Genomic DNA, 24,352 nt, shown 5'->3' on the forward strand with positions numbered 1-24,352 from the left:
AATATGCTCCCCGCGTGGCACGCACACAGAAGGCCTGGGCGGTCCGCACCGCCCGCGACCGCACAGAGGCCCCGGCCCGCGCCCGGCTCCTGGACGCCGCCGAGGCCGTCTTCGCGCGGCTCGGCCTCGGCCCGGCCACCGTCGCCGACATCACCACCGAGGCCGAGGTCTCCCGGGCGGGCTTCTACGTGTACTTCGCCTCCAAGGAGGAGATCTTCCGCGTGCTCGCGGTGCGTGTACGGGACGCGTTCCTCGCTGCACAGGAGGTACCGGGCGTCGACACGGACGACACGCATGCCGTCGCGGAGGCGTCCATAGGAGCCTTCATCGCCGCGTACGCCCAACACCAGCCGCTGCTCGGCCTGTTGGAACAGCAGGCCCGCACCGACCCGGACGTGGGGCGGCTGTGGGACGAGATCCGCGAACGGCCCGTCCACCGCCACGCCCGCTACATCCGCCGCCTCGCCGACGGAGGCCGGGCCGCCCCCATCGCCGAACCGCTCGCCGTGGCCCGCGCGGTGGGAGGCATGTGCGTCGAGTTCGCCCACCGGGTCGCCGCGTGGCCCGACACGTACGAGGACGCCGTACGCGACGTCACGGCCATGTACCTGCACCTGCTGAGAGCCGGACCCATACGACAGGAACCGACACGACAGGAGTAGCGGCACCATGACGCCAACGCCAACGCCACGCACCGACGAACACCTCGCCGACCTGCGCGCCCGCTGGGCGAAGTCGCGGCGGGGCAGGCAGCCGGACACCGTGACGCACCGCGCCGGGACGTGGACGGTGCCGGGGTACGTACGGCACTGGGCCCGGGAGACGCCGGATCGGCCCGCGTTCGTCACCCATGGCCAGGTGCTCGACTACCGCGAACTCGACGACGTCACCGACCGGTTGGCGGGTTGGCTGGAGGACCGCGGTGTGCGCGCCGGGGACCGGGTGGCGGTCCATCTGCCCAACAGCGTGTTCTTCGCCGTCGCGTTCCTCGCGATCCTGCGGCTCGGAGCGGTGCACGTGCCGGTCAACCCGATGTTCAAGGTGGCGGAGGTGCGGCACGAAGTCGAGAACTCCGGCGCCGAGTTGGTGCTGTCCTTCGAGCCGCTGCGGGACGTGCTCGCCGAGGCGCTCGACGGCACGGCCGCACGCGCGGTACTGCTGGAGGACGTGTGGCCGGGCGTCATGGACCACCCGCCCCTCGCCGCGCCGGCCGAGGACCTCGACGCGCTCGCCGCCCTCAACTACACCGGCGGCACGACCGGACTGCCCAAGGGCGTCGAACACACCCAGCGCCACATGGTCTACACGGCCACCGCCATCCAGAACGGCCTGCCCGGTGCCGAGGACGGCATCGTCTCCCTGTGCTACCTGCCCGTCTTCTGGATCGCCGGCGAGAACCTCGGTCTCCTCGCCCCGCTGGTTTCCGGCGGCACCAGCGTGCTGCTCACGCGCTGGGACCCGGCCGCCGTGCTCGACGCGGTCGAGACGCACCGGGTCAACACCATGGCCGGCACCGTCGAGAACTACCTCGAACTCCTCGACCACCCCGACTTCCCGCACCGCGACCTGAGCAGCCTCACCGCCCCGCTCGCCGTCTCCTTCATCCGCAAGCTCACCCCCGAGGTACGTGCACGCTGGAGGCAGGCGACCCGCGGCATCCTGCGCGAGGCCTCGTACGGCATGACCGAGACCCACACCAGCGACACCAACACCCTGGGCTTCCAGGACGGCGACCACGACCTGCTCGGCGACCCGGTGTTCTGCGGACTGCCCGTGCCCGGCACCGAGTTCATGGTCGTCGACTTCACGACCGGCGAGCCGCTGCCGCTGGGCGAACCCGGCGAGATCGTCGTCCGCAGCCCCTCCGTCCTCACCCGCTACTGGCGCGCACCCGAGGCCACCACCCGCGCGCTGCGCGACGGTTGGCTGCACACGGGGGACATCGGCAGCCTCGACGAGGACGGCTGTCTGCGCTACCTCGGCCGGAACAAGGACATGATCAAGGTGAAGGGGATGAGCGTGTTCCCGACCGAGGTCGAGACCCTGCTCGGACGGCATCCCGAGGTGCTCGCGGCAGCCGTGGTCGCCGTCGCGGACGAGCACAGCGGACAACTGCCGTACGCCTTCGTGCGGACCGCGCCGGGTTCGGGGCTGACCGCCGACGAACTGCGCGGCTGGGCGAAGGGGGCGATGGCGACGTACAAGGTGCCGCTCGTCGAGATCGTCGCGGAGCTGCCCCTCACGCCGACCGGAAAGATCAGGAAGACCGAACTGAGCGCACGAGCCAGTCGTACGCGCCCCGCGCCGTGAACTCCGCCTGCCCGCCGCGCAGCAGCAGGCCGGCGGTGGCGAACTCGGGGGCCTCGGCCTGTGCGGCGACGTAGGGGATCGCGATGCAGCGCATGCCGGCGGCGTGCGCGGCGGCGGCACCGGGGGCGGCGTCCTCCAGGACCACGCAGTCGCCGGGGGCCGCCCCGAGACGCCGGGCCGCTTCCAGGAAGACGTCCGGGGCGGGCTTGCCGCGGGGGACCTCGTCGGCCGAGACGACGGTGCGGAGATACGCGTCCAGGCCCGTGCCGGTCAGGATCGCCTCGATGGCCTCGGGCGACGAACCCGAGGCGACGGCCATCGCCACTCCTTCCGTCGCGAGCAGCTCCACGAACTTCCGCATCTCGGGGTACGCGCGCGTGGCGGTGCGGGCCAGCTCCAGATAGCGGCGGTTGATGTCGGCGAGGAGGTCGTCGGCGGAGGTCGCGAGGCCGTACTCCTGCTTCCACAGGCCGGCCGTCTCCAGCGTGCTGACGCCGACGTACCGCTCGTGGTCCGCCCAGGTGAAGTCCGGGACGCCGTGCTCGGCGAGGGTCTGCCGGCCTGCTTCGTAGTAGTTCGGCTCGCTGTCCACGAGCGTTCCGTCGAGATCGAAGATGACCGATGTGTTGCCGAGCTTGCTCATGGTTCCAGCATGGCAAAGGTCATCTGCGGGTCGCGCGCGGCAATTCTCCGGACCGCGCGCCCTCACGTCCGTGCCGCGCGGCCGATCGACTGGACCAGCGGCAGCAGCCGCTGCGGGACGCGCTCGCGCAGGGCCACCTCGGTGCGGGTGCGGACGACGCCCGGCAGACTGATCAGCTTCTGGATCACGTCCTCCAGATGAGCGTTGTCTCGCGCCACGACCCGGGTCAGCAGATCGCCGCCGCCCGTGATCGAGAAGGCCTCGACGATCTCCGGTACGGCGGCCAGTGCGTCCCCCACGTCGTCCAGATGCCCCTGGGTGACCTCGATGTGCACGAACGCGAGCACCGGGTGGCCGAGCGCGGCGGGGGAGAGGGTCGGGCCCGTGCCGGTGATCACGCCGTCCCGTTCCAGCCGGTCGAGGCGGGCCTGCAGGGTGCCGCGGGCGACGCCCAGGATGCGGGCGTACTCGCGCACGCTCGTACGCGGCTGCTCCATCAGCAACCGCAGGATGCGGGTGTCGAGCTCGTCGACGGCCATGTGTCGCCCGGCCTCCTCGTACCTCGCCCGTGGTCCGATGGCTCGCCCGTGGACGCCGCCGGACCGATATGTCTGTGCCAATGGCCCAGCATATTGGAGGGCGCTTGAGCCAGGTGGCGTCTTGATGCTGCAATGAACGCGTCGATGGCGCTGCGGACCCCCGCGGCGCCTTTTCCATGCCGTGGTCGTGTCGCGGTGCATGCCGCTGATCATGTGGCTGTCCAAGGGGGCGGGAAGCAGTGCTGAAGAGGGTGTTCGTGGCTCCGGACCCGGGGCGGACGCGGCTGCGTTTCGCCGCGCGGGCCGTGCTCGGCATCGGCCTCGCGGTCGTCGTCTGCGGTCTGGCCGGGCTCTCCCTCGTCGGTGCCGTCACCGGAGGGCTGGCCGCGCTGCTCGCCCTGTTCACCGTCACGGACGCCACGGTCCGGGGGCAGGCCGTCACCACCGCGCTGCTGCCCGCCGTGGGCCTGCCGGTGCTCGCCGCCGCGGCCGAGCTGCACGACCATCCCGTGGCCCGCGACCTCACCTTCCTCGCCGTCATCGGCGCGGGTGTGTACGCGCGCCGCTGGGGGCCGCGCGGGCACAGCCTCGGCGTGTTCGCGTTCATGACCTTCTTCGTGGCGCAGTTCCTGCACGCGACCACGGACCGGCTGCCCGAGCTGTGCGCCGCCGTGATCCTGTCCGTGCTCACCGCATCCGCGGTGCGCTTCGGCCTGTGGTGCTACGAGGCCCAGTTGCCCCCGGCGCCCGTGCCTGCCCCGCCGGTCGGCACCGGCCTGGCCCGCGTCACCACCCGCCAGGCGGTCCAGGCCACCGCAGGCGCGGGCTTCGCCCTGGTCGTGGGCCAGTTGGTGTCCGGACAGCGCTGGTACTGGGCCGTCGGCGCCACCTGGTGGATCTTCGTCAACACCGCCTCGCGCGGCGAGACCCTGGTCCGGGGCTTCCGCCGGGTCCTCGGCACAGTGATCGGCATCGGGCTCGGCCTGCTGATCGCGGTCCCCGTGCAGGGAGCGGCCGCCCCCACGGCCGTGCTCCTGGCCGCCTGCGTCTTCGGCATCTTCTACTCGGCCGCGGTGTCGTACACCTGGATGATGCTCTGCGTCACGCTGCTCGCCGAGCTGCTCTACGGGCTCCTGGGCGTGCTGAATCCGGGCCTGCTCGCCCTGCGCCTCGCGGAGACCGGCGTCGGCGCGCTCGGGGCCGTACTCGCCGTGCTGTTCGTCCTGCCCGTCACCACGCACACCGTCACCGACGCGTGGATCCAGCGGGCCCTGCGCTGCGTCCACGCGTGCACGGCGGAGGCCGCCGCCCGTCTGGCCGGCTCCGCGACCGCCGATCCGGCGCGACGGATCGCGGAACTGGAGCAGCTCCTCGGCCGCGTACGGCTGTCCGTCGCGCCCCTGGTCCACCCGCTCAACCCGATGCTCGGCCGCAAACGCCGCGCCCGCCGGGTACTGGCCCTGCTCGACGACTGTGCCCGCGAGACCCGCGGCCTGGTCACCGTCGCCGCCGACCCGGAGGCCTCCCACGACGCCCGTCTGGCAGCCGCCTGCTGGCGCGTGGAGGCCGCGGTCGAGGCACTGACGGGCGGCGACCACGACCAGGTGACCGTCACCACGGAAACACCCGCGACGGAACCCGCCCTGGCCCACCTGCACAGCCTCGAACGGGCCCTCGCAGAACTGGCCACACCGTTGCGGACACCGCCGGGCTCGCCGCTCGTCGGAGCATGAGGGTGCGTGGTCGCCGCGTGCCGACTGGTCGTGGTGTCGATCGGGCTCACCGCGGCGCCCGAATCAGGTTCGCCCGCGCCTGAATCCCGCCGACGGCGCTCACCCGCCGGTTGGCGACCAGGACTTACTGCCGGTGCCTCCAGGTGCCCGGCCGGGGGCTGAAGCCTCCCGGCGAGTACCCGCAGCTCCTCGCCAGTGCTCAGAGATCCCTGTCCGGCATCCAGCAGCCGGCGGGTGCCGGAACAGGAAGTCGTCGGCCGAACGGGATTGAAGGCAGCGGGGCTTGGCAACGGCAGTCTCCCGGCGTGCGCACCCGCAGCCTGCGCCCCTTCACGCTCCAAGCCACTTTCATCGGCCACCTAGAGGGTGGATCAGGCCACCCCGTGGGTAACTCCGCCGCTATCGGACGCCCGTCCCCCGCGGGCCGTGCGGGAGCGGCCCGCGGGCGAGCCGCCTGGGGGTGCACCATGCGGAACTTCCCGCGCAACAACGGACATTGGAAACCCGTGCCCGATGACGGCGGAGGCTGCCCGCCGCCCCGGGCGGACGACCCGGGCGGCTGGCTGGAGCGGTTCCAGTCCGGTGGCTGCCCGGAGGACGGCCGTCACGAGGCAAGCGGGAAGCACTCCGCGATCGCCCAAGTGGCGGGGCTCCAGGGGCGGGTGCTGACCGGCGGTCCGCCGACCCCCGTGCGACGCGATCCGCCGCCGTACGAACTCCTTGGCGCGGCCGCCGAGTTCCTCACCCTGCACCACACCGAGGAACGGCTCGGCGACCCCGCCCGCCGCATCGCCGCCGCTCACGCCGAGATCGCGGCCACGGGCACGTACCGCCACACCACCCAGGAGCTGGTCTTCGGCGCCCGGGTGGCCTGGCGCAACGCCAACCGGTGCATAGGGCGCCTGTACTGGCGCTCCCTGCGCGTGCGCGACCTGCGCGACGTGCGCGGCGCGGACGCTGTCGCCGAGGCATCCGCCGAGCATCTGCGGGAGGCGACCCGCGACGGCAGGATCCGCGCCCTGATCACGGTCTTCGCCCCGGACGAGCCGGGCCGCCCCGGACCCCGGATCTGGAACGAACAGCTCGTCCGCTACGCCGGCTGCACCCACCCCGACGGCACGGTCACGGGCGACCCGCGCAACGCGGGCATCACCGCCCTCGCCCTCCGCCTCGGCTGGCCCGGCGGCCCCGGAACCCCCTTCGACGTCCTGCCCCTGATCGTCCAGGGCGCCGGCGACGACCGCCCCGAATGGTTCGACGTACCGGACGACGCCGTACTCGAAGTCGCCCTCACGCACCCCGAGTACACCGGATGGCACGAGCTCGGCCTGCGCTGGCACGCGGTGCCCGCCCTCGCCAACATGTGCCTGGAGATCGGCGGGATCTGCTATCCGGCGGCGCCCTTCAACGGCTGGTACATGGGCACCGAGATCGGCGCCCGCAACCTCGCCGACGCCGACCGCTACGACCTCCTGCCGCGCATCGCCGACCACCTGGGCCTCGACACCCGCACCGACCGCACGCTGTGGAAGGACCGCGCACTGATCGAGCTGAACCGCTCCGTGCTGCACTCCTTCGACCGTGCGGGCGTCACCGTCACCGACCACCACACCGAATCCCGGCGCTTCATCGACCACCTCGACCGCGAGGAGCGCAAGGGCCGCCGGGTGGGCGCCGACTGGTCCTGGATCGTGCCGCCGATCTCCGGCAGCAGCACGCCCGTCTTCCACCGCAGCTACGACACCGTGGAGTGCCGCCCCGGGTATGTCCACCACCCCGAGGCCCTCGCCAGGGCGCGCGGCGAGATCGGGGGCGCGTCCATTGCGGCCCGGTCACATTCACAGGATGTGGTCTAGACCGCTCGTGATCGACTGCTAACGTCGCCCCGACGGCACAGGACCGAGAGGGGACAGCGGTGACAGACGGCGGCGGGCGGCGACGGCGGGCCTACATCGGATCGTTCACGGCGGCGGGAGGCCCCGGGATCGTGACGGCGGCCGTGATCCCGAACAGCGGCGCGCTGACCGCCCTGAGCGGCGTGGACGGCGTGCCCGACCCCTCGTACCTGGCGCTGGCGCCCGGCGGGCAGACCCTCTACGCGGTCAGCGAGACGGCCGAGGGCGCGGTGGCCGCGTACCGGGTGACGGGGGACCGGCCGGAGAAGGCGGGCGCACCGGTGCCGGTCGGCGGGAACGGCCCCACGCACCTGAGCGTCTTCGACGGCCACGTCCTGACCGCCAACTACGGCTCCGGCAGCGTCACCGCCGTGCCCCTCCGCTCCGACGGCTCCCTCGCGGGCGCCGCGTCCGACGTCTTCCAGCACAAGGGCTCGGGCCCGCACACCCTCCGCCAGCAGGGGCCGCACGCCCACCAGGTGCAGCCCGATCCGAGCGGGCGGTGGGCCGTCAGTGTCGACCTCGGCACCGACTCGGTCCGTGTGTGCACGCTGACGGACGGCCGCCTCGAACTGCACCGGGAGATCGCCCTGCCGGCCGGCACCGGGCCGCGCCACCTGGCCTTCCACCCGGACGGCACGCGCGCGTACGTGCTCAACGAGCTGACCCCGACCGTCACCGTCTGCCGCTGGGACGCCGAGGACGGTGTGCTGGAGCCGCTGACCGTGCAGCAGGTGCTGCCCGACGCCCCGACCGGCGACGCCTACCCGTCCGGCATCGTCGTCTCGCCCGACGGCCGCTTCGTGTGGACCGCCACCCGCGGCGAGGACGTCCTGTCCACGTTCGCCGTCGACGGGGACGAGCTGAAGCTGGTCGGTACGGTGCCCTGCGGCGGGCACTGGCCCCGCGCGATCGCCGAGTCGGAGGGATTCCTCTACGCCGCCAACGAGCGCTCCGGGGAGGTCACCTGGTTCGCCGTCGACCCGGACACGGGACTGCCGCGCTACGAAGGCGCCCTCGAGGTCCCCGCCGCGTCCTGCGTGATCTTCGGCTGAGCACCGGGCCGAGTCGCGAGGCGCACGCCGAGGGCCCGCTCCCTGTACGTGGAGCGGGCCCTTCGGCGTTCGTACGGATCTGCCGTGCGCGTCAGCGGACCGGCGTGCCCTGCGGCTGCGGCGGGGCGATGCCCAGCGCCGTCGTGTACTTGGCCAGTGCGAGCTTGCCGATCGCCGGGTAGGGGCCGAGCGCCTCGGCGGCGGAACAGCCCGCCTCCTTGGCCGCTTCCTCGATCAGGCCCGGGTCGATCTCCGGCCCTATCAGGTACGGCGCGAGCGCCAGCTGCTGCGAGCCCGAGTTCCGCAGCTGCTCGGCGACGGCCGCGATCGAGCCGTCCTGGTCCAGAGCCGCCGCCATCACCGGCACCGCGAGGCGCGCGGCGAGCAGCATGCCGGTGATCCCGGCCGCCTGAACGGCCTCGTCACCGCCCACCGCGGCCAGGATGATGCCGTCCGCGGCGGTCGCCACGGTGAACAGGCGGGCGCGGTCGGCGCGGGCCAGGCCGGCCTCCGACAGGCGCACGTGCAGCCCCTCGGCGAGCAGCGGGTGCGGGCCCAGCACATCGGTGAGGTCGGCCGCGACGCGGCTGTCCATCACGGCCTGGCGGATACGGCGCAGCAGCGCGCCGTCCGGGCCGGCCAGCAGCGGCACGACGACGGCGACGGGGCCGTCGGGCTCCTTGACGTCCAGGCCGGCCGCCCGCGCCTGCTCGAAGCGGGCAGCGCGCTCCTCGGCGGCGTGCGCGAGCACGGCCTGGAGCGTGGGGAACTCCGCGTCGTCCCCGTCGAGGTACCCGATCCGGGCATCGAGGCCGGGGAGCTCGGAGCGCGCGATGCTCACGACCTCGTCGGCGAGGCTGCGCGTGGCGGCGGCGGGAGTGCCCGGCACCACGAGGACGAGCGCGGGCGCGCCCTCAGGAGCCGCCAGGGGCTCGGGTCGGCGGTGCCGCCCGGGCTGGCGAGGTCGCGGCATTCGTACTGGCAGGCCGGACGCGGGCCCAGTGGGGGAGCTCATGGAGACGCATGTTAGTGGCTTCCTGGGCTCCCCTGTTCGGGGAGGGTGCAGGTGAGCGGTATCCGTCCGCTTTTGTCTGATGAGTTACGTACACATCAGAAGCGATCGGCGGGCAGAGATCAGTCCTTCGTCCCGGTCATCACGCACAGCATCGCTTCATCACTCGGGAGAGTGAGCGCCCCCGCCGCGAGATCGCGGGCGATGCGCACCGAGCCCGCCAAGGGATCGCCGGCGGCCGGTACCAGCGGCGCGTGCGGCAGCCGCCGCGACAGCTCCTCCTGCAGAGGTACGAGCAGGGGGTCACCCATCTTGAACAGGCCGCCCGTGACGGCCACGAGGGGTTCTCCCGTGGCCGGGCAGACCGCCGCCGCCGACTCGGCCATGTGCCGGGCCGCCGCCCGCAGGATGCCCGCCGCGACCGGGTCATCATCGGCGCAGGCGGCCACCTCGGGCGCGAAGGACGCGAGGACGGCAGGGCGGTCCTGGCGCGGGTAGAGGCTGCCCGGCAGTCCCCGTACCGGGCCGAAGACGTTCTCGGCGCGGGCCAGCAGCCCGGCCGAACCGCCGGGTCTGCCGTCGTACGCGCGCAGGGCCGCTTCCAGCCCCGCCCGCCCGATCCATGCGCCGCTGCCGCAGTCGCCCAGCAGATGACCCCAGCCGTCCGCACGGCGCCAGCACGTCAGGTCGGTGCCGACGGCGATCAGGCCCGTACCGGCGGCGACCACGGCACCGGGCCGCGGCCCGAGCGCGCCCACATAGGCGGTGACGGCGTCGGCGACGAGCGCGACGCGGCGGATGCCGAACTCCCGCTCCAGCGCAGCGGGCAGTTCGGCGCGCAGGGCGTCACCCAGGGTGGCGAGCCCGGCGGCACCCACAACGGCCGTGCTCAGCGCGGTGACACCGGTCTCGGCGGTCAACGCCCGGACCATCGGCACCAGTTGAGCCATGAGGTGGCCGGGGTCGATTCCCCGGGCTCCGGTGAGCACCGGCTCCCGGGACTCCCGCTGGGCGAGCAGACCACGCTCCGTGCCACTGACGACGACCCGCAGACCGGAGCCCCCCGAGTCGACCGCGAGAACCCCGTCCCCCGCCCCGGTCACGGCAGGCGCCGGTCCACCGGATGTCACTCCTGTCCGACCAGCAGGTCGTTGGCCCGGCTGAACGGGCCCAGGTCAAAGCGCATTTCCCGGAAGGTGTTGCTGAGACTGATCACTGGATGCAACGGGCTCCCGTTTCCTTCCCGGTGACCGACTGCGCGATCAGTTGGAGCGGCTCGATGACCTTGGTGCGAAGGAAGAGTAGCGCCGAGGGCGGCGTCCGTGCGTGGGGGCTTGGGTGTTTGTGCGGAAGCCGGGTGTGTGCCAGTAGGGTGACGCGCTGTGGCACCACGACCCTTGCACGAACTTGTTGAAGCAGGCTGGGCGAAGGCTCTTGAACCTGCGGCCGAACGTATCGCCGCGATGGGGGACTTCCTGCGGGCCGAGATAGCGGCCGGCCGGACCTACCTTCCGTCCGGAGCGAATGTCCTGCGGGCCTTCCAGCAGCCCTTCGACGACGTTCGCGTCCTGATCGTCGGCCAGGATCCCTATCCCACACCGGGGATGGCCATCGGGTTGAGTTTCGCGGTGGCGCCCGAGGTGCGTTCGTTGCCGGGCAGCCTGGAGAACATCTTCCGGGAGATGCACTCCGACCTGGGGCTGCCCAGGCCGTCCAACGGCGATCTGACGCCGTGGGCGCAGCAAGGGGTGCTGTTGCTCAACAGGGCGCTCACCACGGCACCGCGCAGTCCCGCGGCGCATCGGGGCAAGGGCTGGGAGGAAGTCACCGAGCAGGCGATCCGGGCGCTGGCGGCGCGCGGAAAGCCCCTGGTGTCCATCCTGTGGGGCCGGGATGCCCGCAATCTGCGGCCGCTGCTGGGGGATCTTCCGGCGATCGAGTCCGCTCACCCGTCCCCGATGTCGGCCGACCGCGGCTTCTTCGGTTCGCGCCCGTTCAGCCGGGCCAACGACCTGCTGGTCGGACAGGGTGCCCAGCCGGTGGACTGGCAACTGCCGTAGGTCACGGCCCTGCTGTGTCCGCGTCCCCTCGGCCACGTACCAGCAGATTCCGACCAGGCACCTCGTCCCGCCAGTCCCTCAATCGGGCGATGCGGGAGCCGAGAACGGTCGAACGGAACCGTGTGACTTCGTGCTCTCGTGATTCAGCCCAAGAGATGTTGAATGCGAAGTAGATTGCTATGACAGCGTCTTGACCCCGGTCTTCTGAACAAGGCAGGTTTCAGACACTTCACGTCATTCATGAGCTTCCTGAGAAAGATGCGTGCCATGGGCGCTTACCTGTGTCCTCCGGTCGTGATGCACGGCCAACATGTCGTGAAGACGGGCGAGATCCTGGCGGAGGTGCGAAGCCGGCACCCGCAGGCGCCGTGGCTCCCGCGGATCGACGGCATCGCCGCGAGCACGGGGATCACCTCCCGTGGATGGATGCTGCCGCTGGAGACAACTGCGGCGCCCAGCAGCGGGAAGGGCCTGCGAACTCCGGGCGCCGGTGCGGCTCGTGAGGCACTGGCCCGCGGCGGGTTCACCGACGAGGAGGTGAACCGCGCGATCGCCGCACTGGAAGCGATACCGGCGCCGCAGACCATCCAGGAGCGCACCGAGCCGGCCTGGGCGGCCGTGCAGACGTACGGGGAGCGCGCAGCGCGTCGGGCCCTTGGAACCGCCGGACTGGATGCCGCCGACGTCGACTGTCTGATCACCAGTCACTCCACCACCCCGGCCCTGCCGGGGCTGGACCTGTCCCTGCTCAACCGCCTTCCCCTGCGGAGCGACGTGCTGCTGCTGCCGGCCACCCAGTGGGCCTGCATCGCCGGCACCCGATCGCTGGCGCTGGCGGCCGAGCTGGTCGCGGCCGACCCCGACCGGGTGGTGCTGGTCGTGATATCGGAGGCGCTGAGCACCACCTATCAGCCTGCCGACGACACCCTGGAATCATTGATCGTCCGGCTGCTGTTCGCGGACACCGCCGTCGCCGTGGTGGTCACAGGGCGCCCCAGAACGGAGTCGGTCCTGCGACTGGACGCGGTCTGGCACCACACGCTGCCCGGCACCACGGACCTGCACCGGTTGGACACCCGGGCCGACGGCACTCACTTCGTGATGGACCGCCGTGGGCCGCGCGCCGTGCAGCAGACGGTTGCCGCGATGTGGGAGTGGTTGCGCGTGCGCCACCAGGACGACAGGGACTCCTGGCATCCCGATCTGCTGCTCGCGCATCCCGGGGGGACTCGGGTGCTGGAGTACATGGAACAGACGATGCCCGACGGATGGCCGGAGGGGCTTCTGGCCTACAGCCGGGACAGCTACACCACGGGCAACCGCGGCGGTGCCGCCGTGCTCGACATCCTGCGGCGTGCGCACGATGCCGGCCAGAAGACAGGCAGTCGCACGGTGTTGTACGCGGCCGCGCCCGGGCTGACAGCCACGGCTGTGGAGGGGGAGTGGCTGTAGTCGGAACGGGGGGAGTGGCTGTAGCCGAAACCCGCAACTCCCATTGCGGCACGGGCGTCATGCCTCCAGTTCCGCCCAGACGGCTTTGCCGGTGTCGGTCCACCGCACACCCCAGCGGGTGGTGAGCTTATGGACGACGTGCAGACCGCGCCCGCTGTCGTCGAGCAGTTCACCGCGACTGAGGCGCGGCCGGCCATGGCCGCTGTCGCCGACCTCGCATGACAGACCGTTCCCGGACCTCACCAGCCGCACCGTGACCGGCCCGGTGCCGAACCGGACGGCGTTGGTGACCAGTTCACTGATCACCAGCAGCGCACTGTCGCGGGCCTGGTCGTCGGTGTGCCATCGCCGCAGGAGGAGCGAGGCGAGGGCGCGAGCGCGGGCGGCGGTGTCACCGCGGGCGGGAAGGCGCCAGGTGGCGGTGTCACGGCTGCGGCGGCCGGCCATACGGGCAAGCAGCAGGGTCACGTCGTCGCGCAGGCTCCCCTGCGGGGCCAGACCGGCGACCACGCGCCGCGCCGCCTGTTGCAGATCGTCCCAGGGGTGCACGTCGCGCACCATGTCCGTCAGCCGACCGATGCCCTCGTCGATCGAGACCGCCGGATCCTCCACCAGTCCGTCGGTGTAGAGGACGAGAAGCGAGCCGGGCGGCGCGGCGAACTCGTGCACCTCGAACGGCTCCCGCACGACGAACTCGGCTCCCAGGGCCGGGTGCGGTTGCGCTGCGATGGTCTTGGCGGGCCCGTCGGGATGGACGAGGACAGGGGGCAGATGGCCGGCATTGGCGATCACCAACCGTTGCTCGACCGGATCGTAGACCGCGATGCAGCATGTCGAGCCCAGAGCGCTGTATCCGGCCGCCAGGCCCGCGTCCGTGTCGTCCAGCAGCGTGACCGTCTCGTCCAGACGCGCCAGCACCTCCCCGGGGCCCAGCCCCGCCGACAGCAGCGCGCGGGCCTCCATGCTCAACTGGCCCATGGCCGCCGCGGCCCCCAGGCCATGCCCTACGACGTCGCCGACCACCAGCGCGGTCCGGTCACCCGGCAGCGGAAAGCTGTTCACCCAGTCACCGCCGACGCCCGCACTGTCGGGGGTGGTGGGCTCGTAGACGCTGGCGACCTCGATGGTGTCACTGCCGGCCCGTGGCAGCAGCCGCCGCTGCAGTGCCAGGACCTGGGCGTGCTCACGCTGATGCTGGCGGGCCAGGTCCACGTGACGGGCGGTCTTGGCCACCAGTTCTTGCAGGTCGAGCAGCTCACCATCGCGGAAGGGGCACTCCGGCCGCCGCCAGACCTCCGTCACGCCCAGCACGATGGGCCCTGGCGTGCCCTGCGGCCCGTCCACGACCAGCGGTATGCAGGCAACACTCACCGGCAGGTTGCCGGGTACCAAGGCGCGCACCAGTTTCGGATCGTCGAGTGCCCGCTCGATCGCCTCACGGTCCGGAATCACGATGGCCTGCGGAATGTCGTCGCGCATGACCGCACCGGCCAGCAGACGGCTCGCTTCGCGGGGAAGGTTGTCTCCGGGAGTCAGGTACCCCTCGGGCCAGGCCCGGTCCGGCACCAGGGCCGCCCGGCGCAGCCGGATGCGCTCCTGAACCTGCTCGGTGACCGCCTCCCCCGTCCACACGGCGTAGTCGAGGTCGACGGCGGCCACGTCGCCCCAGGCCAGGAGGGACTGGGCCAGGGACTGCGCGGTCTCCCCGATGTCCAAGGACGTCCCGATCGCGGCGGCGGAAGCGTACAGGTGCAGCCGCTTGGCCATGGCGATCAGGGAGACCGTCAGACCTTCCTGCGGTGGTGCGGCCGGCAGGATGCTCATCGACACCACAAGCTCTGACCCGTCGTCCCGCCGAAGGCGCTGGACCCGGGCAACGTGCGCCTCTTGCGTGTTGAGGACCCTCTGCAGCCGCTGCGTCACCGTCGGTACGTCACTGGGTGGCAGCAGATCGGCGAAAGCGGCCCCCGGCGCGACACTCACCCCCGCGAAAGGGGCAGCGTCCAGATTGCAGCTGGTGATCCTGAGATCCGGGCCGAGGTTGACGGCCCCGAGGATCTGTTCCCGACCGTCGGTCTCCCCGCCGGCACCCGATGAGGGCCCGCCTGCGTGATGCTCGCCCGACGAAGCGGCGCGACCTGCGGCAGCCGTTGCTCCGGCCCTTGGGATGTAATCCGCCAGGGCGCCGCTGACCATGTCGTATGGCGAAGCGGACGACGGGGAGGGTGTGGGATCCATGCAGCTCACGCAGCTCGCTGACTCCGGCGCATGCCGGGAGAAGTTCCCGAGTCCATGCGGTGGAGCCCCGAGATCCCACCGCACATCTCATGGGTAGCACAAATACCCTGCCCACCGAAGGGGCAAATGGAAGTAAAGGTAAACAAAACGTTAGCAAGTCGGGCAATTTGCGTGGCGCTGCCTGTGGGGTCCACACCTGCATGAACGTGATCAAGCCCCGAAAGCCCTGGCACCGGCCTGGCCGACATCGAACTCGCCACCGGGGAATGGGTCGACCGCTCAACAATTCACGGTGTCGGCATGCAGCATGGTCAAGACCTAATAGCAGTGCACGGCGGCGCGGTGGTCCGTAACGACGACCATCGGCCAAGGCGGATCACCACCTCGGCCAAGGGGGTCGAGAGCAGGGAGCTGCGTGTGAACGAGCCAACCGAAGAGGCGGCAGCGTGACAGCGGAAACCGACGCAGGCTTCGACCCGGCAGCCACCCTCGATCAGATCAGTGCCGCCACCGCACAAGTCCTCGATACGGCCGCCCAGTTCACCGACGCCGACGCACGGGCACCGTCGCTGCTGCCGAACTGGTCGCGCGGCCATGTTCTGACGCACCTGGCCCGCAACGCCGATGGTGGACGTCGGCTGCTGATCTGGGCCAGGACCGGGGTGGAGATGGCGGAGTACCCGAGCGTGGCGGCCCGCGCCGAGGAGATCGAGGCGGGGGCAGGTCGCAGCGCCGATGAGCTCGTGGTCGACCTCCGCGACAGCGCAGCCCGGTTCGCCGCGGAATACCGCAGGATGCCCCTCGCGGCATGGAGTCGCACAGTTCGCTGGACCCGCGGTCAGGAGCATCCTGCCGCCCGCGCCGCGGATTCACGGCTGTGCGAGGTGCTGGTCCACCACGTCGACCTGGGCGCCGGCTACACGCCCGCGCAGTGGCCGGCCGAGTTCGTCGACGCCATGCTGAGCCGGGTGGTCGCCTCCTTCAGCGCCCGCGAAGATGCCCCTGCCATGCGGTTGCACGCCACCGACACGGGCGCCCGGCACGACATCCGCCCAACGGCAGGCCTGGCACCGATGATCCACGGGACGGGAAGCTCGCTTCTGGCCTGGTTGATGGGACGCTCCCAAGGCGCCGACCTGGTCGCGGAGGGCTGTCCGAGACTTCCCGAACCACCCTTTCTCTACTGATCCCCAGCGGGAGCAGGACGGCGGCTCTCAGCCGCCGCGACGCATCTGGGCCGCCTTGCGGGCCTCGGCGAGCTTGCGGGCTTCGGTGGCCTTTCGGGACTTGCCGCCGGTGCCGCGGGAGGCGTCCTTGCTGGTGCCGAGGCCGCGGAAGGGGGTGTTGGTGTTCTTGGGCCGCGGTGCGGCCGGCCCGCTGTCGAGCGGGGTGCCGGAGGGGGCCCTGGCTCCGGTGATCCGGCTCAGCTCCGCCTCGCCCGAGCGCACCTTGGTGACCGTCGGCTCGATGTCGGCCTCGGCCATGACCCGGCTCAGCTCACGGCGCTGGCCCGACAGCACCAACGTGACGACGCTGCCGGACTCACCGGCCCGGGCGGTGCGGCCCGCGCGGTGCACATAGTCCTTGGGGTCGGTGGGCGGGTCGACGTTGACCACGAGATCGAGGTCGTCGACGTGCAGGCCGCGCGCCGCGACGTTGGTCGCCACCAGGACGGTGATCTGGCCGTTCTTGAACTGCGCGAGGGTACGGGTGCGCTGCGGCTGGGACTTGTTGCTGTGCAGGGCAGCGGCGTGCACTCCGTTGGCCCGCAGATGCCGGGTGAGCTGGTCGACGGAGTGCTTGGTGTCCAGGAACAGCAGTACGCGGCCGTCGCGGGCGGCGATCTCCGTGGTGACGGCGTAACGGTCGGGGCCGTGGACGACCAGAACATGGTGGTTCATCGTCGTGACCGCGCCCGCGGACGGATCGACCGAGTGGACGACCGGGTCGTGGAGGTAGCGGCGGACCAGGTCGTCGACGTCACGGTCCAGGGTCGCCGAGAAGAGCATGCGCTGACCGTCGGGGTGCACCTGGTCGAGCGCCTCGGTGACCTGCGGCAGGAAACCCATGTCGCACATCTGGTCGGCCTCGTCGAGGACGGTGATCCGTACCCGTCCCAGGCGGCAGGCCTTGCGCTCGATGAGGTCGTGCAGACGGCCGGGGGTGGCGACGACGACCTCCGCCCCGTCGCGCAGTGCCGCGATCTGCCGGCCGATCGACATGCCGCCGACGACGGTGGCCATCCGCAGCCGGAGTGCGTCGGCGTACGGCGCAAGCGCCTCGCCGACCTGTTGGGCCAGTTCCCGGGTGGGCACCAGGATCAGCGCGAGGGGCTGCTTCGATTCCGCGCGCTGCCCGGCGGTCCGTGCGAGCAGCGGCAGGCCGAAGGCGAGCGTCTTGCCCGATCCGGTGCGCCCGCGCCCCAGGACGTCGCGTCCCGCGAGGGCGCTCGGCAGCGTGGCCGCCTGGATCGGGAAGGGCTCGCGCACATCGAGTTCGGTGAGCGTTCGCAGCAGTTCGGCCGGCAGTTCCAGGTCGGCGAAGGAAGCGACTGGGGCCACGGCTGGGGTGGTGGTCACCGGCTGGGCGGAGTCGCCGTGCGAGGTGGCGGGGCGGTCGGGGTGGTTCATGAGAAGCCTTCCGCGTAGGGAACGTACCGAGGAAGGCCCGGCAGAAATGAGCGGCCGACGAACAAGGGGAACCACAAGGGCAGAATCACCAACCGCCGCGAGCACGCAAACACGTGAGGCTAACACAACGTGACGACCGGCTCCCTCTCGGCGGCTGAACCGCGGCCGGGCGCCGGAAGCGCGCGCCGGCCGGATCGCGCCCAGGGGTGGACGATGCCCGGCCGGCGACACCCGTCAGGACCGACCGTTCCAGAAGACGCAGTGGTGCTGGGCCGCGGTGTGCGCCGGGCCGGTGTGGTCGGGGGCCAGGGACTGCACCGCGCCGGGCTGCCAGGACGGCGGGTAGGAGTCGGGCGAGGGCACGTTGTTCGGGTCGCCTGTCCGCGCGAAGCCGGACCAGTAGTCGATCATCAAGTCGGCCAGGCGGTGTTGGGCCGGGGTCATGGTCCGGGGACGGCCGCCCAGGTCGAACAGGTACGGGAGTTCGCTCGCGTGCGGTGCGCCGAGCGGGAACGGTGGTGTGCCCGAGGTGAGCGGAGGGGCGTGCTCGTCCGCGAACTCGTAACGCCACACGGGGACTTGGGCCGCCAGCAGGGTGCCGGTGCGCAAGGTGGGGCAGGCGAAGTTGCTGTCGCCGATGACCGCTCCGAACACGGGTCCGCCGTCGGATCCGGTGACCGGGTAGGCGCGGACGATCGCCGCCGCCTGCGCCGGGTCGGGGAAGAAGGCGGCCACGGTGTCGGGCCAGGTCTTCGGGGTGACGGGATTGCCGGCCTGGATGATTCCGGCGGCCCAGCCGTTGCCCTCGTCGTGGTTGTTGCCGATCAGCACCGGTACGCGGTGGAAGCGTCCCTGCGCGAGGGCCGTGCCGGGGTCCCGCGGCAGGAGCGGTGTTCCGTACGCGGGCTGTTGGTCGGTGTCCTGGGCGGCGAGCAGCCGGGAGACGCTCACGTGCCGCAAGCAGGCCAGTACGTCGCGGGCGGTCTTGCAGCCCACCTTGGCCGCGAACCGCGCACCCGCCGCCCGTACCGTCGGCAGGGAGGCCGCGGAGGGGGCGAAGGGACGCCCGGGCCGGCCGGTGCACGGCCCGCTCTGGATGATCGCGCGGTCGAACAGGCCCGCGGCCGAGGGCGAGGCGAGCTGGGCACAGACGCTGAAGCCGCCGGCCGACTCACCGGCCAGCGTGACGTTGCGGGCGTCACCGCCGAAGGCGCCGATGTTCGCCCGGACCCAGCGCAACGCCGCCTGCTGGTCGGCGAGTCCGAAGGTGCCGGAGCCGGGCAGTCCGCCGTGTCCGAGGAAACCCAGGGCGCCCAGGCGGTAGTTGACGGTGACCACCACGACGTCACCGCGCACCGCCATCCGGTGGGCGTCGTAGGAACTGCCCGCGCCGGTGGTGAACCCTCCGCCGTGCAGCCAGACGATCACGGGCTTCGGCTGTCGGGGCCGGGCGTCGGCGGGCGCGGTCACGTTCAGGTGGAGGCAGTCCTCGTCCGTGCTGCCCCCGGGCACCTCGCCGGGCTGCTGCGGGCACGCGCTGCCGGGCCGGGTCGCGTCCCGCACGCCCGTCCACGGGGACGCGGGCCGGGGCAGGGCCCAGCGCAGGGCGCCGACCGGGGCAGCCGCGTAGCGGATGCCCTCGAAGGTGCGGTAACCGTCCTCGGCGCTGCCGCGAAGGGCGCCGTCGTGAGTCCGTACGGCAGTGGCGGGTCGCGGCGCCGCCTCCGTGGCCCGAGCCGGGACGGCGGCGAAGGCGGTGGTACAGGCGGCGGCCAGGCACGCCAGGGCTGCGGTCAGTCGTCGTACCGTCATGGTTTCCCCCATTGCGATGCGGTGCGGTCCTGCTCCGGTGATGGTTCAGCTGCCGCCCATGCCTCCCTGCGCGGCGACCATGGTCAGACGAAGTCCGCGTACGGCCTTCTCCAGACGGGGCGCGAGCTCGCCGAGCCGGCCGGTGAGGGCGTCGATGCGGGCCCGGTGGACACGGCTGTCCCGGCGCGGGACGACCGACGGGACCCCGCCCGCCGCGGCCAGCGCCACCAGGGCGGCATCGGCGGCGTCGACCTCGGCGACCGGGCCGCTGCTGTGCAGGACGGCGGACACATGGTCGGTGAGCGCCTTGACGGCCGTCGGGTCCGTCACCGCGAGGCGCCGCCCGGAGAACCGCCCCCCGCGCTCGTCGGCCGTGAGGAGCCCGCGCGCCGTGAGCCGGTCCTCCACGGCCTCCAGCGTCCCCGAGCGGTGCCGCCGGACCAGAGTCTTCCAACCGTGCGAGGAGCCGGCGGCCTCCCGCACGGCCTCGTCCAGTACCGGGTCCCCGGTCGGCGGCCCTGACGCGGTCACCCGGACGACGCCGTCGTCGGTTTCCACCAGGCTTCCGCGCAGCACGAGCTCGACGAGCACGGCGGTCCGCACCAGGAACCCTGTCCTGCGGCGGTTGAAGGGGCCTCGGACTGAGTCGTCGTAGGCGAGGAGATACATGCGGTAGGGAAGTGTGTCGGTCACACCATTGACGCTAGGCCCGCCGCGGCCGTCGCTGATCGGCCCCGAGAACGGACTCGCGATAGGCGTCAAGGAGGAGCGCCCGGCCGGCTCCTCCTCACGGATGAGCCCACAAGAGTGGGGAGCCTGCCGGGCTCAGGGACGGCGCGGCTGGACGAGTCCGCAGTCGTAGGCCGCGACCACGGCCTGGACCCGGTCCCGCAACCCCAGCTTGCGCAGGACCGCGGAGACATGGTTCTTGACGGTGGCCTCCGACAGGGCAAGCTCCCGGGCGATCTCGGCGTTGGACAAGGCCTCCCCGACCAGCGTGAGCACTTCGGTCTCCCGCTGCGACAGACTCTCCAGACCGTCCGGAGGGCGTACGCGGGGCGCGGCGCGCAGCAGCTTGTCGAGCATGCGGCGGGTGACGCTGGGTGCCAGCGGCAGGTCGCCGCGCGCCGTGCCCCGGATGGCATCGACCAGCTCGGTGGGCCGGATGTCCTTGAGCAGGAATCCGCAGGCTCCTGCCCGCAGCGCCGCCAGGACGTGTTCGTCGAGATCCCACGTGGTCAGCACCAGTACGCGGGCCGCACCGCCGGCGGCCACGATCTGCCGGGTCGCCTCGATGCCGTCCAGGACCGGCATCCGTACGTCCATCAGCACCACGTCGGGTCGCGTCTCCCGCACCAGCCGTACCGCTTGGCCTCCGTCGGACGCCTCGCCGACGACTTCGAGGTCGTCCCGGGCGTCGATGATCATGCGGAATCCTGTACGGACCAGGGCCTGGTCGTCGGCCACCACGACACGGATCGTCACGACGAGCCCTCCATCGGCAGGCTCTCGCCCTCCATGGGGAGCCTCTCGCCCTCCATGGGGAGTCTGGCGCGCACGCCCCATCCGCCGCTGTCGAGCGGACCGGCCCGAAGGCTGCCGCCGAGCAGCGCCGCGCGTTCCCGCATGCCGGTGAGACCGCGCCCCGAACCCGCCACCGCGGCCGCCCGCGGCCGGCCGTTGTCGACCACCTCGATGTCCAGAGCCGCTTCACCGAGGTGTACCGACACCCGCACCTCGTCGGCATCGGCAGCGTGGCGCAGGATGTTGGTGAGCGCCTCCTGGATGATCCGGTAGGCCGTGAGATCCACAGCCGTCGGCGGTAGACAACCGGCGGGAACATCCTCGGTGCCTTCCTGCCGTACGACGACCGACAACCCGGCCGCGCGCGCCACATCCACCATCTCGTCCAATCTGGCCAGCCCCACCTGCCCCTGCTCGGACCCGTCCTCCTGTCCGTCGTCCCGGAACGCCCGCAGAAGCCACCGCAGTTCGGTCAGGGCCGAGCGTCCTACGGTCTCGATGTCCCGCAGTGCCTGCCGGGCCTGTTCGGGACGAGCCGTGAAGCCGTCCTCGGCGGCGCTCGCCTGGATCACCATCACGGACACGGTGTGCGCGACCACATCGTGCACTTCGCGTGCGATGCGGGCACGTTCCTCCGCCACCGCCCGCCGCGTCTCGGCCGCCGCCCTGGCCCGCCGCGTCTGGTACAACTCCCCGGTGGTCCAGGCCAGAGCGACGGCCAGCAGATAGAGCGGCAGACCGAGTCGACCGCCGGCCAGGAGCGCGAGCGGCGCCGGTGCGCACATCACCGCCACGCCCCACAGGGAGATCCGCCTGGGCCGCGTGGCCGCCAGCACGCACAGCGCGATCTGCGCGGCGAGCAACGCGCCCGTCAGGCTCACCGCGGGAAACAACGCCCACACCGCGAGGCCCGTCGCCATCGTCAGGCCGAGCACGGCAGCCGGGCTGCGCACGACCCGCCACAACGCACAGACCTGGACCACGACCAGGCCCGACGCCACCCCCAGACGCCAGCCCGAACCGGCCCCCACCACGGCCACCGACGAGCCGAGCACACCTATCACCAGCCCACCCGACCCCCACCGCAGCAGACGCCGTCCCGGATCCTGACTCACATACCAACCGTAGCGATCGGGGCGGTAAGGCGTTCGCACCTGCTTCACGGTGGCCGTCGTTCACACGACATCTGCGCCACGCCTCGACGTGCACCGCAAGCGGTCGCAGATCGTGGCGGCCCGGAACGTGCAGGTAGTGCTGTGCGTGTGAGCCGCATACTCCTCGGACCCCGCCCGGTTTACCGCTGTTGCCCCGGCGGGCCCAAACTGGAGGACATGTGCCGCGCCGAAGCCGGGGAAACCGATCGGCCAGGCCCGACAGAGAGGTAGCAAGCTCGACATGCCCACACGGAAGCCACCGTCCAACGAGCCGGCCGTCGACTCGGCGGACGCCCTTCGCGTCATCCGGACAGCCACGCTCGAACCGCAGCCTTGGGCCAACGGACGAGGCCGCACCCGGGAGATCCACTGTGAGCCGGCGACGGGCACCCCGGAGACGATCACGTGGCGGCTGAGCCTCGCGGACATCGAAGAACCCGGCCCCTTCTCGCAGTTTCCGGGCATGGAGCGCCATCTGCTGTCCGCCGCCCCCGTGCCCCTGCAACTGTCCGTCGACGGGGTGGTCCACGACCTGCGCCATACCCAGTCCGTCTCGTTCTCCGGGGACTCCGACGTGGTCACGACGGCTGTCGACGGCAGGGCGCAGGCACTCAATCTCATGGTGCGCAGCGGAATCCGCGGCAGCTTCGAACTCCTGCGGGGTGACATGCAGTTGCCGGTCTCGGCCGAGTGCACCACCGCTCTGGTGGTCATCGACGGCATCGTTTCGCTCGGCGGCCGACAACTGATGCGTTTCGATGCCGTCCTTCCCGGCGCGGGCGAGACGCGGCTCGGTCTGCAGAGCGCGACTGTCGTCCGTGTGCGCGTCGAGACACCGGTCCCGGATGCGTAGAGGCTTTCGCCGAGCCCTCTTCGACGACTTCATGCAAGGGTCGTGGTGCCGTGGGCGTCACGCCACTGCCGTACAGGCGGTGGACATCAACCGGTGGTCAAGGCCGCACGATCCCCCCGTGGAACTCATCCGACCACCGCGGCCCGCACACACAGCACATCCGGCAGATGCGAGGCCAACTGCCGCCAGCTGTCGCCGTCGTCGGCCGAGGCGTACACCTCGCCGTTGCGGTTGCCGAAGTACACGCCCGCCGGGTCGGCGGCGTCGGTGCACATCGCGTCGCGCAGCACCGTGCCGTAGTGGTCGTCCGTCGGCAGGCCCGCGGACAGGGGCTCCCAGCTCTTGCCCGCGTCGGCCGTGCGGAAGACCCGGCATCGGTGGTCGGCGGGCACCCGGTCCGCGTCCGCGTTGATCGGGAACACGTATGCCGTGTCGCCCCGGGTGGGGTGGGCGGCCGCGGCGAAGCCGAAGGTGGACGGCAGACCTTCGCCGATGTCGGTCCAGTGGGCGCCCGCGTCGTCGCTGCGGTACACACCCCAGTGGTTCTGCAGATAGAGCCGGTCCGGGGTCGCCGCATCCTGGGCGATCTTGTGGACGCACTGCCCGAACTCCGGGTTCGCGTCCGGCAGGAACACCGCGGAGACACCGGAGTTGGAGGGGGACCAACTCGCGCCGCCGTCCTCGGTCCTGAACACTCCGGCCGTCGAGACCGCGACCGTCACGGCCTGCGGGTCGCGCTTGTCGGTGATCACGGTGTGCAGGCCCTCACCGCCGCCGCCCGGCACCCACTTGTCGCGCGTGGGGTGCTCCCACAGAGGGCGGACCAGCTCGAAGGTCTCGCCGCGGTCCTCCGAGCGGTACAGCGCGGCCGGTTCCGTGCCCGCGTACACCACGTCCTGCTCCGCGGCCGCCGGGTGCAGTTGCCACACGCGCTCCAGTGAAGCCCCTGTGTCCTTGGGGAACTTGACGGCCGGTCGGGACGGTTCCGTCCAGGTGCGGCCCAGGTCGTCGGAGTGGAACACGGACGGGCCCCAGTGCGCGCTGTCGCCACCGGCCAGCAGGCGCGGACGGTCGCCGCGGGTGTCGACGGCGACCGAGTACACCGCCTGCGCGTTGAAGTAAGGGGTCTCGTCGAATTCCCATGAGCCACCGCGCCGTCGCCCGATGAACAGGCCCTTGCGCGTGCCCACGGTGAGCAGTACCTCGGTCATGCCGATCTCCTCCGCTGTGTCTTTGACGTCTTTGTCCCAGACACCCGCCAGTCTGCACCCCGCCACTGACAGTCACCCCTGGAGTCGCAGTCGCCGCAGGTCAGGGCGGTGGGTGCGACGTGACGCGGCGATAACCGGCCGGTTTGCGAAGACACCTGCGGGAGCGCGGGGTCTCGTGCGACCGTCGAGTCGGGGGAGTCGACCTGAGCATCCTGCGGCCTCCGCCCGTAT

20 protein-coding genes are annotated in these 24,352 nt (G+C 71.8%); 9 read left to right on the forward strand and 11 right to left on the reverse strand.

Going from position 1 to position 24,352, the window contains the following annotated elements:
* The first annotated feature begins 14 nt into the window (after window positions 1-14).
* Both OG303_RS43705 and OG303_RS43710 read left to right on the forward strand, forming a co-directional pair.
* Window positions 15-662 carry a TetR/AcrR family transcriptional regulator gene (locus OG303_RS43705; protein ID WP_405875470.1) on the forward strand — a complete coding sequence of 216 codons (648 nt, stop codon included), beginning with the start codon at window positions 15-17 and terminating at the stop codon, window positions 660-662.
* 7 nt (window positions 663-669) lie between these two features.
* Window positions 670-2,310, forward strand: coding sequence for an AMP-binding protein (locus OG303_RS43710; RefSeq protein ID WP_405875471.1), 1,641 nt, complete (start codon window positions 670-672; stop codon window positions 2,308-2,310).
* On the opposite strand, the gene OG303_RS43715 is transcribed toward OG303_RS43710, so the two are convergent.
* Window positions 2,258-2,953, reverse strand: coding sequence for an HAD family hydrolase (locus OG303_RS43715; protein ID WP_405875472.1), 696 nt, complete (start codon window positions 2,951-2,953; stop codon window positions 2,258-2,260). The two genes, OG303_RS43710 and OG303_RS43715, sit on opposite strands and share 53 nt — an antisense overlap.
* Window positions 2,954-3,015: 62 nt before the next feature.
* Window positions 3,016-3,492, reverse strand: a complete 477-nt coding sequence (locus OG303_RS43720) for an Lrp/AsnC family transcriptional regulator (RefSeq protein WP_405875473.1) — start codon at window positions 3,490-3,492, stop codon at window positions 3,016-3,018.
* Between the two features lie 239 nt (window positions 3,493-3,731).
* On the opposite strand from OG303_RS43720, the gene OG303_RS43725 reads away from it, so the two are divergent.
* The 3 genes from OG303_RS43725 (at window position 3,732) to OG303_RS43735 (ending at window position 8,175) form a co-directional block, all read left to right on the forward strand.
* Window positions 3,732-5,225, forward strand: coding sequence for an FUSC family protein (locus tag OG303_RS43725; RefSeq protein ID WP_405875474.1), 1,494 nt, complete (start codon window positions 3,732-3,734; stop codon window positions 5,223-5,225).
* A gap of 689 nt (window positions 5,226-5,914) precedes the next feature.
* Complete coding sequence (locus OG303_RS43730) at window positions 5,915-7,081, forward strand: nitric oxide synthase oxygenase (protein ID WP_405877768.1); 1,167 nt, start codon at window positions 5,915-5,917, stop codon at window positions 7,079-7,081.
* Window positions 7,082-7,140: 59 nt separating this feature from the next.
* Window positions 7,141-8,175 carry a lactonase family protein gene (locus OG303_RS43735; protein WP_405875475.1) on the forward strand — a complete coding sequence of 345 codons (1,035 nt, stop codon included), beginning with the start codon at window positions 7,141-7,143 and terminating at the stop codon, window positions 8,173-8,175.
* 91 nt (window positions 8,176-8,266) lie between these two features.
* Here the strand turns inward: OG303_RS43735 and OG303_RS43740 are convergent, their stop codons facing one another.
* Both OG303_RS43740 and OG303_RS43745 read right to left on the reverse strand, forming a co-directional pair.
* On the reverse strand, window positions 8,267-9,190 hold the full coding sequence (locus OG303_RS43740; protein ID WP_405875476.1) for a sirohydrochlorin chelatase: 924 nt from the start codon (window positions 9,188-9,190) through the stop codon (window positions 8,267-8,269).
* A gap of 119 nt (window positions 9,191-9,309) precedes the next feature.
* Window positions 9,310-10,290, reverse strand: coding sequence for an N-acetylglucosamine kinase (locus OG303_RS43745; protein ID WP_405875477.1), 981 nt, complete (start codon window positions 10,288-10,290; stop codon window positions 9,310-9,312).
* A gap of 279 nt (window positions 10,291-10,569) precedes the next feature.
* Between OG303_RS43745 and OG303_RS43750 the strand changes: the two genes are divergently transcribed.
* On the forward strand, window positions 10,570-11,247 hold the full coding sequence (locus OG303_RS43750; RefSeq protein ID WP_405875478.1) for a uracil-DNA glycosylase: 678 nt from the start codon (window positions 10,570-10,572) through the stop codon (window positions 11,245-11,247).
* 267 nt (window positions 11,248-11,514) lie between these two features.
* A complete protein-coding gene (locus tag OG303_RS43755) occupies window positions 11,515-12,699 on the forward strand; it encodes a type III polyketide synthase (RefSeq protein ID WP_405875479.1) in 1,185 nt (394 codons plus the stop codon).
* A gap of 57 nt (window positions 12,700-12,756) precedes the next feature.
* Here OG303_RS43755 and OG303_RS43760 read toward each other — a convergent pair whose 3' ends face one another.
* Window positions 12,757-14,937, reverse strand: coding sequence for a SpoIIE family protein phosphatase (locus OG303_RS43760; RefSeq protein WP_405875480.1), 2,181 nt, complete (start codon window positions 14,935-14,937; stop codon window positions 12,757-12,759).
* A gap of 446 nt (window positions 14,938-15,383) precedes the next feature.
* On the opposite strand from OG303_RS43760, the gene OG303_RS43765 reads away from it, so the two are divergent.
* Window positions 15,384-16,124, forward strand: coding sequence for a maleylpyruvate isomerase family mycothiol-dependent enzyme (locus OG303_RS43765; protein WP_405875481.1), 741 nt, complete (start codon window positions 15,384-15,386; stop codon window positions 16,122-16,124).
* A 27-nt stretch (window positions 16,125-16,151) separates the two neighbouring features.
* Here the strand turns inward: OG303_RS43765 and OG303_RS43770 are convergent, their stop codons facing one another.
* The 5 genes from OG303_RS43770 to OG303_RS43790 all read right to left on the reverse strand — a co-directional run bounded on the left by OG303_RS43770 (window position 16,152) and on the right by OG303_RS43790 (window position 22,018).
* The gene (locus OG303_RS43770) at window positions 16,152-17,567 is read right to left on the reverse strand and encodes a DEAD/DEAH box helicase (RefSeq protein WP_405875482.1); all 1,416 of its coding nucleotides are present in this window, start codon (window positions 17,565-17,567) and stop codon (window positions 16,152-16,154) included.
* A gap of 234 nt (window positions 17,568-17,801) precedes the next feature.
* A complete protein-coding gene (locus tag OG303_RS43775) occupies window positions 17,802-19,379 on the reverse strand; it encodes a carboxylesterase/lipase family protein (RefSeq protein ID WP_405875483.1) in 1,578 nt (525 codons plus the stop codon).
* A 45-nt stretch (window positions 19,380-19,424) separates the two neighbouring features.
* The gene (locus OG303_RS43780; RefSeq protein WP_405875484.1) at window positions 19,425-20,072 is read right to left on the reverse strand and encodes a GPP34 family phosphoprotein; all 648 of its coding nucleotides are present in this window, start codon (window positions 20,070-20,072) and stop codon (window positions 19,425-19,427) included.
* Between the two features lie 132 nt (window positions 20,073-20,204).
* Window positions 20,205-20,864 carry a response regulator gene (locus OG303_RS43785; protein WP_405875485.1) on the reverse strand — a complete coding sequence of 220 codons (660 nt, stop codon included), beginning with the start codon at window positions 20,862-20,864 and terminating at the stop codon, window positions 20,205-20,207.
* The gene (locus OG303_RS43790) at window positions 20,861-22,018 is read right to left on the reverse strand and encodes a sensor histidine kinase (protein ID WP_405875486.1); all 1,158 of its coding nucleotides are present in this window, start codon (window positions 22,016-22,018) and stop codon (window positions 20,861-20,863) included. Before OG303_RS43790 ends, OG303_RS43785 begins: the two co-directional genes overlap by 4 nt.
* A gap of 280 nt (window positions 22,019-22,298) precedes the next feature.
* On the opposite strand from OG303_RS43790, the gene OG303_RS43795 reads away from it, so the two are divergent.
* The gene (locus OG303_RS43795; RefSeq protein ID WP_405875487.1) at window positions 22,299-22,910 is read left to right on the forward strand and encodes a HutD family protein; all 612 of its coding nucleotides are present in this window, start codon (window positions 22,299-22,301) and stop codon (window positions 22,908-22,910) included.
* A 125-nt stretch (window positions 22,911-23,035) separates the two neighbouring features.
* On the opposite strand, the gene OG303_RS43800 is transcribed toward OG303_RS43795, so the two are convergent.
* Window positions 23,036-24,187, reverse strand: a complete 1,152-nt coding sequence (locus OG303_RS43800) for a WD40/YVTN/BNR-like repeat-containing protein (protein WP_405875488.1) — start codon at window positions 24,185-24,187, stop codon at window positions 23,036-23,038.
* Window positions 24,188-24,352 lie beyond the last annotated feature (165 nt).

Origin of the sequence: Streptomyces sp. NBC_00005 (assembly GCF_045160215.1) — a bacterium.
Classification (GTDB): Bacteria; Actinomycetota; Actinomycetes; order Streptomycetales; family Streptomycetaceae; genus Streptomyces.

Excerpts from the sequence above, each read along its gene's own strand:
- OG303_RS43720 (WP_405875473.1), bottom strand. The coding sequence starts at position 3,492 with ATGGCCGTCGACGAGCTCGACACCCGCATCCTGCGGTTGCTGATGGAG.
- OG303_RS43710 (WP_405875471.1), top strand. The coding sequence starts at position 670 with ATGACGCCAACGCCAACGCCACGCACCGACGAACACCTCGCCGACCTG.
- OG303_RS43740 (WP_405875476.1), bottom strand. The coding sequence starts at position 9,190 with ATGAGCTCCCCCACTGGGCCCGCGTCCGGCCTGCCAGTACGAATGCCG.
- OG303_RS43715 (WP_405875472.1), bottom strand. The coding sequence starts at position 2,953 with ATGAGCAAGCTCGGCAACACATCGGTCATCTTCGATCTCGACGGAACG.
- OG303_RS43795 (WP_405875487.1), top strand. The coding sequence starts at position 22,299 with ATGCCCACACGGAAGCCACCGTCCAACGAGCCGGCCGTCGACTCGGCG.
- OG303_RS43760 (WP_405875480.1), bottom strand. The coding sequence starts at position 14,937 with ATGGATCCCACACCCTCCCCGTCGTCCGCTTCGCCATACGACATGGTC.
- OG303_RS43755 (WP_405875479.1), top strand. The coding sequence starts at position 11,515 with ATGGGCGCTTACCTGTGTCCTCCGGTCGTGATGCACGGCCAACATGTC.
- OG303_RS43770 (WP_405875482.1), bottom strand. The coding sequence starts at position 17,567 with ATGAACCACCCCGACCGCCCCGCCACCTCGCACGGCGACTCCGCCCAG.
- OG303_RS43775 (WP_405875483.1), bottom strand. The coding sequence starts at position 19,379 with ATGACGGTACGACGACTGACCGCAGCCCTGGCGTGCCTGGCCGCCGCC.